At 37.2% G+C, this 16,226-nt stretch carries 11 protein-coding genes; 4 read left to right on the top strand and 7 right to left on the bottom strand.

Annotated features, from left to right (window positions below; all coding sequences use genetic code 11):
• Positions 1 to 10: 10 nt before the first annotated feature.
• Positions 11 to 1,897, bottom strand: a complete 1,887-nt coding sequence (locus IPJ16_11240; GenBank protein MBK7627745.1) for a DUF349 domain-containing protein — start codon at positions 1,895 to 1,897, stop codon at positions 11 to 13.
• 292 nt (positions 1,898 to 2,189) lie between these two features.
• Between IPJ16_11240 and IPJ16_11245 the strand changes: the two genes are divergently transcribed.
• A complete protein-coding gene (locus tag IPJ16_11245; protein ID MBK7627746.1) occupies positions 2,190 to 2,369 on the top strand; it encodes a hypothetical protein in 180 nt (59 codons plus the stop codon).
• 6 nt (positions 2,370 to 2,375) lie between these two features.
• Here IPJ16_11245 and IPJ16_11250 read toward each other — a convergent pair whose 3' ends face one another.
• Together IPJ16_11250 and IPJ16_11255 are read right to left on the bottom strand one after the other, a co-directional pair.
• Complete coding sequence (locus tag IPJ16_11250) at positions 2,376 to 3,665, bottom strand: HlyD family efflux transporter periplasmic adaptor subunit (GenBank protein MBK7627747.1); 1,290 nt, start codon at positions 3,663 to 3,665, stop codon at positions 2,376 to 2,378.
• Between the two features lie 4 nt (positions 3,666 to 3,669).
• A complete protein-coding gene (locus IPJ16_11255; protein MBK7627748.1) occupies positions 3,670 to 5,856 on the bottom strand; it encodes a peptidase domain-containing ABC transporter in 2,187 nt (728 codons plus the stop codon).
• A gap of 155 nt (positions 5,857 to 6,011) precedes the next feature.
• Here IPJ16_11255 and IPJ16_11260 point away from each other — a divergent pair, with 155 nt between their 5' ends.
• Positions 6,012 to 6,584 carry an RNA polymerase sigma factor gene (locus tag IPJ16_11260; protein ID MBK7627749.1) on the top strand — a complete coding sequence of 191 codons (573 nt, stop codon included), beginning with the start codon at positions 6,012 to 6,014 and terminating at the stop codon, positions 6,582 to 6,584.
• On the opposite strand, the gene IPJ16_11265 is transcribed toward IPJ16_11260, so the two are convergent.
• Positions 6,557 to 9,688 carry a CHAT domain-containing protein gene (locus IPJ16_11265; GenBank protein MBK7627750.1) on the bottom strand — a complete coding sequence of 1,044 codons (3,132 nt, stop codon included), beginning with the start codon at positions 9,686 to 9,688 and terminating at the stop codon, positions 6,557 to 6,559. The two genes, IPJ16_11260 and IPJ16_11265, sit on opposite strands and share 28 nt — an antisense overlap.
• A 510-nt stretch (positions 9,689 to 10,198) precedes the next feature.
• Between IPJ16_11265 and IPJ16_11270 the strand changes: the two genes are divergently transcribed.
• Both IPJ16_11270 and IPJ16_11275 read left to right on the top strand, forming a co-directional pair.
• On the top strand, positions 10,199 to 10,945 hold the full coding sequence (locus IPJ16_11270; protein MBK7627751.1) for a hypothetical protein: 747 nt from the start codon (positions 10,199 to 10,201) through the stop codon (positions 10,943 to 10,945).
• 22 nt (positions 10,946 to 10,967) lie between these two features.
• Positions 10,968 to 11,804, top strand: coding sequence for a HAMP domain-containing histidine kinase (locus IPJ16_11275; protein ID MBK7627752.1), 837 nt, complete (start codon positions 10,968 to 10,970; stop codon positions 11,802 to 11,804).
• Positions 11,805 to 11,880: 76 nt separating this feature from the next.
• On the opposite strand, the gene IPJ16_11280 is transcribed toward IPJ16_11275, so the two are convergent.
• Genes IPJ16_11280 through IPJ16_11290 form a run of 3 tightly spaced genes read right to left on the bottom strand, consistent with a single transcriptional unit; the run spans position 11,881 to position 16,219 of the window.
• Positions 11,881 to 13,815, bottom strand: a complete 1,935-nt coding sequence (locus IPJ16_11280) for a PD40 domain-containing protein (GenBank protein ID MBK7627753.1) — start codon at positions 13,813 to 13,815, stop codon at positions 11,881 to 11,883.
• A gap of 7 nt (positions 13,816 to 13,822) precedes the next feature.
• Positions 13,823 to 14,434, bottom strand: coding sequence for a 7-carboxy-7-deazaguanine synthase QueE (locus IPJ16_11285; protein ID MBK7627754.1), 612 nt, complete (start codon positions 14,432 to 14,434; stop codon positions 13,823 to 13,825).
• Between the two features lie 15 nt (positions 14,435 to 14,449).
• Positions 14,450 to 16,219: a bifunctional metallophosphatase/5'-nucleotidase gene (locus tag IPJ16_11290; GenBank protein MBK7627755.1), complete on the bottom strand. Its 1,770-nt coding sequence runs from the start codon at positions 16,217 to 16,219 to the stop codon at positions 14,450 to 14,452.
• Positions 16,220 to 16,226 lie beyond the last annotated feature (7 nt).

Consider the following 16,226-nt stretch of genomic DNA (forward strand, 5'->3'; position numbering starts at 1 on the left):
TTCATTTGCATTAATCATCAAGACCTGATTGGTCTATCATCTTGACTTTTTCCTCAAGAGTTTTAATAAGTTTTTTTGCACTGTCTATTTTTTCCTCTACTTCCTTAATCATAGTATCAGCATTTTTTGATTTGGCAAAAAAGCCGATATTATTCTCCCAGAGGACAATGTCGCTTTCAAGTTGCTTTATTTTGGTAAAGAACTTATCCCTTTCATTTCTAACTTTTCTCGATGATTTTGGATTAGCTTTCAGGCTATCGAGTTTGGTTTTATATTTCAGGATGCTCTTATCGTCATCGCCGATTTTAAGCTTATCAAATTCCTTATTCAGGGCATTACGATACTTGTTTGTTATTTCGTCCTTCATATTAAACGGAACAAAACCAATATCAGTCCATTTTCTCTGAAGTTCCTTAAGTCTTTCAAAAGCGGCCTGAACATCAGTTCCCGGTTCGAACTTTTCAAGTTCCTGAATGATATCAAGTTTTGCTTTAAGGTTGTCTTCATATGAAGTATCAAGCTGGGCAAAAAACTCTGCTTTCCTGTTGAAGAAGTGATCGCAGGCTTTGCGAAACCTTTTCCAGCATCTTTCAGATTGTTTCCGGGGAACAGGACCAACCTCCTTCCAATCTTTCTGTAATTTTATAAGGGCATCAGAGGTAGCCTTCCAGTCGGTACTCTCCTGAAGTGCTTCAGCCTGTATACATAATTCATTCTTTTTCTGAAGGTTGGTGGTTTGAATTTCTTTATTATCAGCGTAAAAACCACGTTTCTTTTCGAAGAATGCATCACATGCATCTCTGAATCTCTGATATACTTTGTTATTTTGTTTTTTCGGTGCGAATCCAATCGTTCTCCACATTTTCTGGAGCTCTACTACCTTACCAGCCAGTTCATCAAATTCCTTGAAATTTTTAATATCCTGAAGATTGATGGCTTCAACCTCTTCACATAGTGCTATTTTGGCTTCCAGATTCTTTCTCTGATCGTCTTTCTGTTTTTCGAAATACTCGTGGTGTCTTTTATTTATCTGTGAAGTCGCTTCCTTAAATCTCTCCCAGATCTCATTTTTTGATTCGATAGGCACTGGACCAATTTCACGCCATTGATTATGAAAATCCTGCAGATACCTGAATGCATTTATAGGATTTGGCTCAAGTAAAAGCTGTTCAGCCTTTTCGCAGAGAGTAACTTTGGCTTCCAGGTTTTTCTTCAGATCAAGGTCCCTGAGTTCCTTATTTATTTTAATATAATCATAAAAGATCTCAACATAGTGGTGATAATTTTCCCAGAGATCTTTAAGCGAACTCTGAGGCACTACTCCGACAGAATGCCATTCATTCTGAAGAGATCTGAAATCATGAAAGGTTTTATTAATCGATTCCTCCCTGTTTACAAGATCCTTTATTTTATCGATAATATCGTACTTCTTCTTGAGGTTTTCGTATTTCTCTGCTTCCTGAACTTTACTATAATCGGTTCTTTTCTCTTTATATTTATCGAGAAGGTATTTTACCTTGGCATCATCTGGATCTACCCATGCACGATAATCCTCAATTTTCCCTCCCTCTTCAAGAAATTTATTCTTTCTCTCTTCAGATTCAAGTTTAAGCTTTTTATAAAAAAGAGCTTTCAACCTCTCAACATCATTCCTGATTTCAGAAGCTGGCCTGTTTTCTACAAGCAGGCCAAGTGTTTCAACAATTTCATGTTTTGAGTAGCCTGAATAATCAACCTGAGGAAGCTCAATGTCATCAAAATCATGTTCTTCTGTGGTTTCTTCAGTCTCAATTTCCTGCAGTTTATCTGCGTGTGTGGCATCCTCAGTTCCGGCAGCAGTATCATTTGCCCCGAATTGTTCTTCACGAACAGAGTCATCCGGATTTTTCTTGGTCATAATCAATCCTTTTATAGTTCAGCTCTTTATCAGAATTTTGCACCATGGCAAACCATGGAATTTTCAGAGTACGAAAATATTGAAATATTTAATAAAACTCAAAGATTTCCGATAAATAAATGTGAGAATCAGATATTAACAGAGTATGATGCTCTGCCCGAGTCAAACATTTGGATGTATGAAATGGCAATATCAGTGCTAAGGATTGAATGTAAAATGAATAATTGTATATTTGGGAAAAATCAGGAATCAGATCGGTTTCCTATTGTTTTATTTCAAAAACTATTGTTAAATGGAAAAAAAGGATATCATAATTTTTGCTGCAGTTTTAGCTTTTCTTGCTGTAAGGTTATATCAGAAATATGGAAAAAAGGACCAGAAAGGAACTGCGAATGAGAAAAAAATATCTTCTGACACAACATTCTTCTCAACTTCAAAAGATGATGATTACGAACCTTATTCAAAGAAATAGGGAATATTATCTTTTATTTCTGGATACCATATAGCGGAAAGGATTTATTATTTTTTGCAGCAATCTTATATCATCCGTTATTATTTCTGCTGTCCCCTGCATATTCTGAGTAAATTCCAGTTTCTTCCCATACAGTGTTGTCAGACCATTTGGCAGATCAATCTCAATGATGTATGCATCCTCTGCCGGAACCAGTGATTTTGATTTTACAACACCCCTGACCATTCCATATTCAAGATAGGGATATCCTGCAAGCTTAATATTTACCAGCCGGCCCTGAATGACTTTACCTGAGCGCTGCATCTTTAAAGTAATTCTGCCGATATATTTTCCATGATCGGGAGGCACAATTGTAATAACAGGCTCATCTTTTGTAACAGACTGATTGGCACTCCAGTATCTGGTAAAAGTAGCAACACCGTCTATCGGAGAAATCAACAGATAATTATTTTCCCAGATTGAAAGCTGTGATCTGAGGTTTTCAAGTGACTCCCTCAAAACAGATTCCAGTTTATCATTCTCCTCTACTCTTTTTATCCTGTAATCAATAAGCAACTGATACTTTTCAGATATTGCAATTTTCTTTTCAGACTGCTCAAGTCGTACCTGCTGAAGTTCGATGTTAATTCCTATCAGGGCCTGGCGTGAGATTTCCAGCTGACTCTCCGGAATAACTTTACCGCCATAAAGAACTGAATCCCTCCTGTACTTTTTAAGTTCCAGTGCTCTGTTCTCCATGTAAAGAGTCTCTTTTACCTTCAATCTGTTTATATACTCCTGAAGACCACTGATCTCATCTTCAAGAGACAGAATTTTATTGCCATAGTAATCGTTGGCTGTATAACTGTTGAAATCTGAGAGGTTTTTAAGAAATAACGCACAGGAGCCCTGAAGTTCGCCAAGCTGCGTTAAAGACGGGAAGCGGTTGAAATTCAAATTATCAGGGGAACCAATAGTATCAACAATCTGCCTGAGGGTTGTAATCTGTTCGATTGATGCAGTTGTTTCCATTACACCAACAAGCTGATTTAATGAAACAATATCCCGGTCCTTAACATATAAATACTTTATACGTCCTGTCATTTTGCTCACGAGAGTCACCGGAGGATTAACGGTTGTTATTTCAACCGGAGATGGAATTGTATCGGGATACCTGATCAGCCATGCAAAAAGAATAAAGATACAGAATACTGAAATGATGATTGTAGTTCCCCATCGCGTTATTCTTCCGGGAGGATTACCCATTATTTCATTAACCGGCTCAGAGTAAATTATATCAGGTTTAGCCTCTTTCATCTTTTCAATGTCCAAGTTCGAGCTGGTTCTTTACCAGATTATAGTATGCTCCTCTATTGGCAATAAGAGATTCATGTGATCCTGATTCAATTATACGTCCACTATCGAGAACTACAATCTTGTCGGCATTTCTTACTGTACTCAATCTGTGAGCAACAATAATAACTGTTTTTCCTTCAAAAAAAGAGGCAAGGTTTTCCACTATAGCCTTTTCATTATTGGCGTCAAGCGAATTCGTGGCTTCATCAAATAAAATGATATCAGGATTCTTGTATATAACTCTTGCGATTAATAAGCGCTGTTTTTGTCCTTCACTCAGTCCGTGACCGTTTGCACCTATTTTCGTATTATATCCCAGCGGCAGTGATTCCACAAATATTCTTATATTGGCTATATCTGCTGCCTGAACAAGGCGTTCTTCGTTAATCTCCTCCGTTCCCGGAGCAATATTGTAAGCAATTGTATCGGAAAAAAGAAAACCATCCTGCATAACGGCCCCTACTCTTTCGCGCCAGACTCTGAGACTAAGATTAGATAACCTGGTGTCGCCGATCAGAATCTCTCCACTTACTGGCTGATAAAATCCAAGCAACATTTTCAGAAGTGTAGTTTTTCCGCTTCCGCTTGTTCCGACTATTGCTGTCACTTTGTTCTCTTCAATGTAAAGGTCAACATCTTTCAGTGCATAAGGTGAACGCGGACCTTCGTACTGATATGAAAGATTATTGATATAGATATCCTTCTTATCAGGCAGTTTCCGGACTTTCAAAGATGAATCAGGCTCCTCCTCATCAAGATCATGAACTTCAGATAGCCTGTCGAGACTCATTTTAGCATCCTGTGACATCCTGAAGAAACTAATTATCTGGCTCAGGGGCACGTTGAGCTGTCCGATAATGAACTGGACAGCAAGCATCATACCAAGTGTCATATCTGATTTAAGCACTGCGGTTGCTGCTGTAATCGTTATAAGGATGTTTGTAATTTCATTTATAAATGTTGCACCGGCTGACTGATACTGAATTAAACTTAATCCTCTGACTTTTAGCTTGAAGAGAGTAGCCTGGAGTTTCTCCCAATCCCATCGTGTACTCAACTCACTCTGAGTGAGCTTTATCTCCTGCATACCATTTACAATATTTATCAGTTTGCTGCCGGATTTTGACATAAGCTTGAACCTCTGATGATCGAGTCTCGCCCTTGAATTCATAAAAAGTGAAACCCATCCGATATACAGCAGTGAACCTAAGGCAAAAATCAGTAGTATTTTAGTACTGTAGATAGCGAGTACAATACCAAAAATGATCAGGTTAAAGAAGGAGAATAAGATATTCAGGCTGGTTGAGGTCAGAAATTCTTCGATTCGGTTATTGTCTTCAATTCTCTGAAGAATATCTCCGGTAAGTTTGGAATCAAAGAAGGAAACAGGAAGGGCCATTAGTTTTTGCAGAAACCCTGACAATATTGCAACATTAACCCTGGTACCAATATGCAGTAATAGCCATCCACGTATAAACTCAACTGACATTCTTCCTATAACCAGTGAAAGCTGGGCAAATAATATAAGGTAAATGAAACCTATATCATTATTATTCAATCCAATATCAATGATTGACTGGGTCAGGAATGGAATTATCAACTGAATCCCGCTGCCAAGCAATAAGCCAAGGATAAGCTGAACAAAATATTTTCGGTATAGCCTGAAGTATTTAAACAGGAATCTGAAACCGGACGATTTTTCCTTTTCATTTTCCTGATCGTATAGCGAAGGTGTAGGCTCAATAATCAGAACAAGTCCTGACGGTTTTCCATTACTGATTGTTGAAGCCCAGCTTCTTTCAAACTCTTCGCGGCTGTATTTTACAAGTCCGATAGCCGGATCAGCAATCCATATCTTTTCATTTTTGATCTTGTATACTACTACAAAGTGCTTCTGTCGCCAATGAACAATGCATGGTAAAGGGACATTTTCGTTCAGCAGATCGAAAGGAATTTTAACACCAATTGTTCTGAATCCCAGAGAATCTGCTGCTTCAGAAAGTCCGAGAAAAGAGACTCCTTCTCTTGTTATAAAGCATTTTTTTCTAAGGCTGTCTAATGAAAAGTTCCTTTTGTAAAATCCTGCAACCATCTTGAGACAAGCTGGTCCGCAGTCCATTGCATCGGGTTGTTTTACGAAGGGAAATGACATTATTGAAATTGACCAAGTGATTTAAAATGTAAGTAAAGATATTTATATTTTGGATACCAATAACTCATATTTCAGACTAAATCCAACCAGCCATTCAACGACTTCCGGAATTGGATAACGAAATAGTATATTTGTTAAATCTTTTTATAAACATAATGGGGTTGTTTAAAAAGTATACCGACATAAATCTTATTGAAGGAATCAGGCAGCAGGATGACAAGATTCTGAACTGGCTGTATGATAATTATTTTCAACAGGTTAAGAAGCATGTTTTAAGCAACAGTGGTTCGGACGATGATGTTTCTGACGTTTTTCAGGACTCAATTATAGCTTTATACAAGCAGATAATTGAAGACAGACTGAACCTCACTACAGATCTTAAAGGATATTTTTTCAGTATTGCCCGGAATGTATGGAGTGCTCAGTTAAGGAGAATCAGGAGAACAAGTGTTCTCGAAACAGATATTGCTGATGAAGATGATAATAGTTTAATAGACGATCCGACACTCGGGAGAGTTGTAAGCAGGGCATTCCTTAAGCTAAAACCAGATCAACAGATGGTACTAAGGTTATTTTCAGAAGGAAAGTCCTATGAGGTTATTTCTGAGATAATGGGTTTCAAAAATGAGACATATGCCAGACGGAAAAAATATCTGTGCAAGGAGGCTGTTATTGAACTTGTTAAGGAAGATCCTGAATATCAGGAATACTTGCGTCTTCTGAGATAGAATAGTGCTGTTAATAAAATAACACAAAGAAAAGCTATTGCAGGCCGGATAATACTAACCGGATAATACAAAGGATCATTATTACCATATACAATCAATGCCGACCAGAAGTAAGGATGTGACCTAAGTTGATCAGAGTTTTTTAAATACTCCAGTCTGGCCATTCTGAGTGAAGCACTTTTTGTATAACCCTTTTTTATGTTTTTATAGAACATTTTTACAATTTCGGTTCCTGATTTATCCTCAATCTCCCACATTGACATCACAACCGAATGACTGCCCGAATAGGTAAATCCTCTGGCAAGGCTCAGGATTCCCTCACCTGTAAAGAGAATGCCAGAACCTGTATTACAGGAACTTAAAACCACCATTTTTGCTTTCAAAGGGATTCCGTAAATCTCGTATGTTTTAAGATACCTGTCCTCAAGTGTATCAGCTTCCGGACTGAATATAAGTGTTGAGTGCATAGGATCCTTGTCATTCAGCACTGTATGCATAGCAAGATGAAGAATATCATAATTACCTGATTCTTTTTTAAATGAAGATTCCTTCGCGTCAGAATTTTCATAAAGCTTACCCCCTGTAATTTCAGTTACAAATCTTGCTTCCTCTCTCGCAAACGGAAGATCCTTAAGGGAACTGCTTTCTCCCTGCCTGCTTAATAATACAGACTGAATATCTATGGCTTCGGGATAATCGGGAGCAAATGCCAGGAGAGTGTTTCTGAATCCCGGTCCTCCGGTTACAGACTCTGACATAAAAGTAGCCGAATATGTATAAGATATATCATATTTGGCCATCATAAAAGGGACTTCGCGGTACAGGGGTTTATTGTCAGGGAACTCACAAGTTGGAAGAGTCTCAAAAGGTATATATGACAGAATATTATCCGGGGAAATAATCAATTTGTCGGATACCAGGAATGGTAAAATTGGCTCTAACAGTGCTTTGTATAACTCAGTTCCGGTAATTTTGAATTCTTTAAACGCAGAATAAGCATCATCGGCTGGTCCAGGCATTGCCAGCAGCTTTCTGAATTTTTTTACATTATTAAATAGTGAATCATTAACGGGGGTAGCAATTAATTCCTTGTATTTCCTGTTGGCGATGAAAATGAACAGAAGTGAATCTGACAATAAATAGTTAATATAATTGCCCTTTCTTCCAATGATCTGATTAATATCATCCATAGAGGCAACCATTGTATTATACTTCATTGAATAATACTCAGGATACGCATTTTCGAACATGAGAATAAGAGAGTCTCTTGACCTAGTAACGTTCAGAAGATTTTCATTAATCGTATTTATGAGATTCTGATTAGGTTTCTCCTTTAAGCTCTCAATATCAATTCTGGCGTTAAGTAATCCGATCTCATTTTTCAGTTTGAATTCATATTCGGCAATTTCTTCAGGAATCTGGAACTGAGTCGCTTTCAATTCTCTCGTTGATGCCAGCAATCCCGCCACCTTACTTTTTTCTGAGTATTCGAAGGCCTTTGACAGGAATTTTGCATCACCTGAAATCCTGTAAAGTTCGTGATAGTCACCTATTGCAGAAAAATATGCGTTTCTGTATTTATCCCCAAGGATAAGCCTGCTATCCTCCTCACTAATATTGATTCTCATCTTTTCAAGCAGAGCAACAATTATCTCTGCGGTTTCTGCGGAAGCCTCGAGATAATTATAGTTTCTAGTCTCCATATATAAAGACTTAAGAATAGTATACTTCGATCTGAAGAGCCTGAATGTTGTTTTCTCTGGTTTCAAAGAAGTCAATTCCGGATTATGAAAACTGCCTTTGGTAAATTTTAAATTATAATGAATGGATATAAAATTCTGAATAGTTTCAATTGCCTTTACCCTTTCACCGTTAACAGCCAGAGAAAGCGAATATCCTATATTTATTCTTGGCCTATGCAGGATATCATCCGGATGCTTTTCCAGGTATTTCATGCACTTTTTCAGACATGTCAGTGATTTAATAACATCAATTTTGTACTCTCTCAGATACTCACCATAATTATAAAGAGCCTCGTAGTATACTTGGGGATTTTTTGCAGAATCAGCTGCTGATTTATTTAATATAAAATAAAGAAGCTCTTCACCTTTATGACCATTGCCTTTATTACCAAGGATCACAGCATAGCTATTTACAATGTTAATATGAAATACAGAATTCTCCTTAACACTTAATGCAATTGCGACTCCCTGCCTGTAGTATTCTTCTGATTTGTCAAAATTCCGAAGGGCTTCATATGCGATTGCAAGATTATTAATCAGATTTAAATAATTCTCATCATTCGTGATCTTGTATTCTTGATAAATTGATAAAGACTTTTCGAAATAAAGCCGGGCTTTTGAGAAATCTGCAAGCCGGTTATAACTAACACCCAGATTGGAATACAGATTTCCCAGTGTTTGACCAGGTACACTGTCGGGTTTACTTTCGGCAATAGACAGAGCCGAATTTAGACAAGATATGGATTTCTCATTTTGCTGAGTTTCGATATAAGCTGAACTAAGGGATGCTAACGGATAAAGAAGTTCAATGCTTGTTTCTCCAAAAAGGTTTGAAATAATTTCAATTGCTTTAAGCTGACTTTCTGCAGTTTTATAAAAATCACCCAACTGTCTGTGAGCAATCCCAATATTATAACAGGCTCTTGTAAACCGAAGATCAAAAACCTTTAAGGACTCCCTAACTTCCATCGATTTTTTAAGGTTGGTGATTGAAGAAGTCGGATTCCCTGTTAAAAGATAGAATATACCAATTATATAATAAGAATCAGACCCTTCCAGTGATGGAGTTTTAGTATGGTCTAATATTTGATTAAGTCGTGAAATAATGTCTAGAATCTTCTCTGAATCTGCCTCTTTAATATTATTATTCATTAAGGTTACAAGCGCTAATAACTGAGAATTTAATTCCTTCAGCTTTATATCATTATCACTCTGATCAGAAAAATTGATTTCCGCCTGAGATTCGAAAACGATTCTGGAATTAATCTCTCTGCAGTCAGATTCTTTTGAAACAAGGATCAATCCTCCAAACAGTAATAAGAATACGGTTAATAATCCAGATCTATTTAGCTGTGGCGACATCAATCCCCGGAATTAAACTTTAATTATTAATGATAAATATCCCCTTTTAAGACTACATATCCAAATAATGAGAACTCTGAAAAATAGACGACTGTAAATACCTGAATTCATGCATATTAAAAAATATTTTAAAAATACCTGATTTTTTTGTGTCACAAAACACCCTCTGCCGACATGTAGGTTAGAAAAGGAAAATTGAATTATTAATAAACAGGAAATACATACTCATTTATAAAAGAAATATGAAAAAACTGGACTTTGAAAAGAACTATAGCATTTTAATTGAGTTTACTCTTTCATCTGAAGAGATGATATGTGTGCGGGGCGGAGATGGTGAAAATGATCCAAAGCCGGGAACTGATCCTGTAAGAATATAAGTTTTTACACCTAAATTTATTTACTCAACTAATAGTCTGATTTTATTAAATATATTGTATTAAAAATAAGAGTTGTTTTAATATTAATGATCTGATATTTGAACGTGATTCAAATATTCTTAAACATGCAATTATGAAAAAAGAAGATTTTTCATACTTCATCGAACGGTACATTGCCGGCGAGATGAGTGATTCCGAAAAAGTATGGTTCGAAAAGGAACTTAATGGCAACAGCATTTTAAATGAAGAGTTAAAATTAAGGAAGCGCACTGACGAAGTCCTGAATAAACAGGATATAATTTCCCTTAGAAACAAACTCTCATTAATTGAATCCGGCAGACGGGAAAAGGGCAGTGTATTGAGGCTACAAAATAAATTCTACTATGGAATAGCTGCTTCTATTGCGGTTCTCGCAATTATAGGAAGTATTATAGTAACCAGTAACAGAAACCTAACCACGGGTGAAATTATAGAACGGTATTCATCGGAATATGTACCAACATCCGGTCAGCGGTCTGCTGGATCGGAAATGAATGATTTATTTTCACGAGGACTGGAATATTTTCAGAATCATGACTATAAAAATGCAGCACTGTTTTTCAGCCAAGTAGTTGAAAATGAGCCTAAGGATATGTATGCTACTCTGCTAAATGGTATTTCAGATTATGAAGAAAGCAAGTATAACGATGCAAAGAAATCGTTCGGTATCGTTATCGAAGATAACAAAAACCTGTACATAGATCAGGCACAATGGTATTTGGCCTTATGCTATCTGCAGACTGATGAGAAAGAGAAGGCTGGCAGTCTGCTTCGGATAATCATAGATGAAAATGGCTCATATGCCAATCAGTCGAGAAAGATTCTGAAAAAGATAAAGTAAAATATAATTAACTCAAGTGATTATGTTTGATTTTCAGTCAAATGATTCAGGTGAAACAGATAATTCAGAAATGAATTACAATAAGAAGAAAGAAGTCATGAATCCGGTAAAAAACAGTATAGCTGATTGTCCATTAGTTCTATCTGGAATGTCACATGAGATGCGGACTCACATGAATGCGATTGTAGCCTTCTCATTTCTTTTAAAAGAGAATTGCATTCATACTTCAGAAAGCAACGAGTACAGCAGCCAGGTGTTGAATTCTTGCGAGCAGTTAATAGGACTCTTTGACAGCTTTCTTGATACTGCATTATTAAATACCGGTAAACCGGTTAATGACGCCCGGTTGTGTAAGACAGATAATTTATTGGATGATCTTCTGCAAGAGTTCAGGGAGAGTATTAAGAAACAGGATGCAAGGAATATTGAACTGATAACTGACAGCTATTTTTCAGATTCTGCAGAAGTTTACTTGGATAAGAACAAGCTTTTCAGAGTGCTTCGCTGCCTCTTTCAGGTGTCATTAAAAACCACAAACACAGGTTATATAAAAATAGGGTATCAATCTGGTAATGAGAAGATCAATTTCTATATTCTTGATTCCGGCCAGGGTTATTTCAAATGCAAAGAATTTCTTCATACAGAGGATCTGAATGAATCGCTGTTAATTCATAACGATGTTCCTTCAGCGATCAATATAACCCTGGCCAAGAAGCTTATTCAAATATTGGGGGGAACTATCCGGATAGAGAGTAATGGACTTTCCGGTTCAGGAATTTACATATCAATTCCTGTAAAAAAGCCAGCGAACCCCGATATTCCAATTAATAAATATGTTAATACCATGATCTCAATCTGAAAGGATATGGATTAAATCAGATGTCTGCATCAATCAATGTGATCAAATGGCTGTTCTGGTTTCAGGCAGCCATTTTTCATTTTTTTACCTCTAAAATTCTGGCTTCTGTTCTCCTGTTCAGTTTCCTTCCTTCGGAAGTCACATTATCTCCTAATGGCATGCTGTTTCCGTATCCCTTATACTTTAGACTGGCGGACGGAATACCCTTACTTATAAGATAATCTACTACAGAAAGAGCTCTTTTTTCCGACAGGGTCAGATTATACTCATTGGTACCGGTTGAATCTGTAAAGCCTCCGATTTCTATTACTATATTCTTGTTTTCGGAGATAAGGTTCACCAGATTGTCTAATTCTGATAATGATTCTTTTTTCAATTGCCATGAATCAACCTCATAAAAGACATTGGCAAGTTGCATCTTTTCACCTGCCTTAAGAGGACTAAGAACAATCTTCTTTATGAATGGTTCTGCAACACTATGTTCTCCTTCAAACATAAAATTCTCCGAATAGAATAGATACCCGCGTTTAATTATATTGATACCATAATTATATCCTGAGGGGAGACAGACCAGAAAACTGCCCATTCCATCTGTTGAATTTTTTATAATTTTTTGATTGGTAGAAAGATTAATCAATTCATAATCAGCTTTTAACATTTTCCCGGTCTCTTTGTCGTAGACCTTTCCTTTAAGGTAAGAAACAGGATTTGGTCTGGCTGACTCGTATAAATTGAAGCTGAATATGTCTTTTCCCTGAGACTTGTTTCTGGTAGATGAGAAATAGGCTTTTTTCCCGTTTGATTCAATTACAAGTCCCATCTCATCACTAAAAGTATTTATAGGGTAACCCAGATTTTGTGGCTCAGTCCATGTACTATCGTCATTCATTCTGGTCAGGTAAACATCAAATCCACCCATGCCAGGGCGCCCGTCAGATGCAAAGTATAATGTTCTTCCGTCAAAATGAATAAATGGTGACATCTCATCCCCTGCTGTATTAATGCCATCCCCGAGGTTTACCGGTTCGGTCCATTCATTTTTTTCATTCAGACGTGAATACCAGAGGTCTTTTCCCCCGATTCCGCCCTGACGGCTGCTTGCAAAAAAGAGAGTTCTTCCATCTGCACTGATTGATGGTTGTGATTCCCATCCCGGAGTATTAACCGGCGACCTAAGGTTTGCAGGTTCAGTCCATTTTCCATCATTATTTGATGAGAAATAGATATCGCAGCTGCCCATCCCTCCTCTTCTGTCGCATGATGTGAAATACATATAATTGCCATCTGATGAAAGAGATTGAGCTCCTTCATTCTGTAAGGTATTTAAAGGAGGTCCTGCATTAAAAGACTTATTCCAGATTGTGTCTGAATATATACTTATATAGAAGTCTTCCTGAAGAAATACCGAGTTTGATGGATAGTCGCCGGGATTATCCTGTCGTGTGAAAACCAGTTTGGACCCATCAGCAGAAATTGATGGCCAGTATTCATCCTCTTTAGTATTGATACCGCTTCCAACATTAACCGGATTGAAAGGGATTGGATTTTTGACAGCCTTTACAGCAAATTCACAATCTTTGAGACTTTTTGCAGCTACCAGTGTGTTTTTTGCTGACATTCCCGCCTGAGCAAGATATACCTTATAATGTATCAGAGCATTTGCATAATCTCCTGATTTCATCTCAGCCTCTGCAAGTGTAAAAAATACCGGTTTAAAAAATAGTGAATCAATTTTTACAGCTTTGCGGTAATTGATTATCGCCTCACCGTACTTTTTTTGTTTAGCCATAAGATCTCCAAGCATGATATAGGCCTCATAGAAGTTTTTATCCTGAGAAATTGCCTCCCTGAAATTGGCCTCAGCATGTTTGAAATCAAGGAAATCATATGCAGCCAGGCCATCATTATAAAACCTCATTGCCCTGTTTGAAGAAGTATGGAAATTCTGAGAGTGTCCGTTTAATGAGAAAACGGAAAAAGCAAGTATTATCAATGTTTTAAGCTTCACCATATTAATGCTATGGAATATGCATATACTTATGAGCCTGAAGAGAGATTCTCCAGTGAGGATATTGCTTGATATATGATACAATTTCAGGCGTAATATCTTTAAACCTGCTCCACTCCGGCTGCAGAAATAGCCTGCAATCGACATTAACCATTTTACGATATTTTTCAGCCCAATCAAAATCATCTGAATTCTGAATTATAACTTTCAGCTCATCAGCAACACCACATATTTCATCAACAGGCGGCATATTCCTTTTAGGTGATAAACAGATCCAGTCCCATTTGCCACTCAACTTATAGGCGCCCGAGGTTTCAATAAAAGTCTTTATATTATTCTTCTTTAATCCATTGCACAGATAATCAAGATCCCACATCAGTGGCTCTCCTCCGGTAACTACTACAGAATTTGTGCCAGACTTCAACACTCTTTCAATTATTTCGTCAGCGTTTACCATCGGGTGAATATTGGGGTTCCATGAAAACCTTGAATCGCACCAGCTGCAACCTACATCGCAGCCTCCAATACGGATAAAATATGCTGCCTTGCCGGTATGATAGCCTTCACCCTGCAGGGAGAAAAATTCCTCTACCAGTGGAAGATATGAAGTTTCAGTTTGCATCTTTCCGGATTTTATTTAGTTTTCTCCAAAAAGCAGTTTATATTCCTTTTTACCGGCTGTTGAGACCCATTTTTCCGGAATGAACTTCCAGTTATTTATTGGAATCGGATTAACTGTTTTCTTTTCTTCAATGGATTTTAAAAAGTAATATCTTAAATCCCTGTCAGTTGATGTCAGAATCCTTGATCTTAATTCATTTTTATCAATACCTGCCCCTTCTGTAAAATGTCCTCCTCCACCATTACCCCGGTATGAGTTAACGGCAACTTTATATGTTTTATTTTTCTCAAAAGGCTTTCCGTTTGTAAATCCGGCAATAGTGATCCGTGAACCCTCCGGTTTACTGACATCAAGTGTATAATCGATACCTGAACCAGAATCAAAATTATAAGATTGATTTCTGAACCATGCTTTTCCATTTGTAAGAAGCAGTTTTCCATCTTTATCTGTGCGAAGTTTAAGTAACAAATCACCGGAGCTTCGCATTGTATTAACCCATTCGGAATATGAGTATTCAAGGTATTTCTGAATTTCTTCACCGGAAAGAGACATGGTATACAGAAAGTTCTCAAACCGGTATAGTTTAAACATATCACTAACTGTTATTGGCCCTTTCGAAATGCTTACATCAAACGAAAGTGGAGCAGCAAATGATAAATCCGCACCTGTTATTTCCATCTGAACAGAATGAATCATATCCACAAATGCAGATGGACCAAAATATGCATCCCTGGAAGTTATTGTTGAAGAGGAGTTTCCAATTACCCTGTTAACATATTCATCTACTGTTTTATGCTGTGGAGTGAATTTCTCAATAAATTCAGGATCAGGCTTATATTCGGCAACTTTGATTATCTGTCCCGTAATTTTCCTGATCTTTTTTCCTTTTATCTTCTTCGATGAAATGACTATATCAGCCTGTGCAATATTCTCTGATTTGCTGCCACCGTTCAATATAAGAATTGTATCTCCGGCAGCGTTGAGAAATTTTTCATTTGCAAGTCTGTGATCATGACCATTAAAAATAATATCGAAACCAGGCACATTGTAAGCAACTGCTGCTGAGCCATTTTCAGTTAAGGGACTGATTGTTTTATACTCCTCACGTGAGCCATCCCAACCTGAATGGAAAAGCCCAATTACAAGATCAGGTTTTTCATTTTGCATTATTGGCATCCACTTTTTAGCAGTTTCTACCATATCCCTGAATTCAATTCCTTTATATAATTCCTCCGGCAGCCAGGTTGGGATTGCGGGAGTAACCATTCCGAATACTGCTATTTTTATGCCGTTTCTGATTATAATATGATATGGTTTGAAATAGGGCTCGCCTGTTTTTATATCTACCGCATTTGCTGCAAGCAGAGGGAAATTATATTCTCTTACAAGTCTGTCATAAACAGCATGACCTGCCTCTACATCATGATTACCAACAGTACCTGCATCATAGCCCATATAATTCATAACTTCTGCTCCGATATGAGGTGAGATAGTATCAATGAAGTTATAATAGTAAATAGTTGGCTGGCCCTGAAGGTTATCTCCATTATCAAGCAGAATAGTAATATCCTTTTCTGCCCTAACCTGTTTAAGATAGGTGTATGTTGAAGCAAGTGAGACATCAATCTTCTCCTTTTCGATAAAATCGTATGGAAGAATTACACCATGAAGATCTGTTGTTTCAAGTATGCTAATGCTTTTAGTGCCGGAACAGGAAACCAGAATAATTATTAAGAGCAATTGTGCTGTAAAAAATCCGGCTTTCTTAAATTTAAATATTTTCATTTTAGAA

The sequence above is a fragment of the Bacteroidales bacterium genome (genome assembly GCA_016709865.1).
In the GTDB taxonomy this organism is placed as follows: Bacteria; Bacteroidota; Bacteroidia; order Bacteroidales; family VadinHA17; genus LD21.

Coding starts and splice junctions, on each gene's coding strand:
- IPJ16_11240 (MBK7627745.1), bottom strand. CDS start 1,897: ATGACCAAGAAAAATCCGGATGACTCTGTTCGTGAAGAACAATTCGGG.
- IPJ16_11245 (MBK7627746.1), top strand. CDS start 2,190: ATGGAAAAAAAGGATATCATAATTTTTGCTGCAGTTTTAGCTTTTCTT.
- IPJ16_11250 (MBK7627747.1), bottom strand. CDS start 3,665: ATGAAAGAGGCTAAACCTGATATAATTTACTCTGAGCCGGTTAATGAA.
- IPJ16_11255 (MBK7627748.1), bottom strand. CDS start 5,856: ATGTCATTTCCCTTCGTAAAACAACCCGATGCAATGGACTGCGGACCA.
- IPJ16_11260 (MBK7627749.1), top strand. CDS start 6,012: ATGGGGTTGTTTAAAAAGTATACCGACATAAATCTTATTGAAGGAATC.
- IPJ16_11265 (MBK7627750.1), bottom strand. CDS start 9,688: ATGTCGCCACAGCTAAATAGATCTGGATTATTAACCGTATTCTTATTA.
- IPJ16_11270 (MBK7627751.1), top strand. CDS start 10,199: ATGAAAAAAGAAGATTTTTCATACTTCATCGAACGGTACATTGCCGGC.
- IPJ16_11275 (MBK7627752.1), top strand. CDS start 10,968: ATGTTTGATTTTCAGTCAAATGATTCAGGTGAAACAGATAATTCAGAA.
- IPJ16_11280 (MBK7627753.1), bottom strand. CDS start 13,815: ATGGTGAAGCTTAAAACATTGATAATACTTGCTTTTTCCGTTTTCTCA.
- IPJ16_11285 (MBK7627754.1), bottom strand. CDS start 14,434: ATGCAAACTGAAACTTCATATCTTCCACTGGTAGAGGAATTTTTCTCC.
- IPJ16_11290 (MBK7627755.1), bottom strand. CDS start 16,219: ATGAAAATATTTAAATTTAAGAAAGCCGGATTTTTTACAGCACAATTG.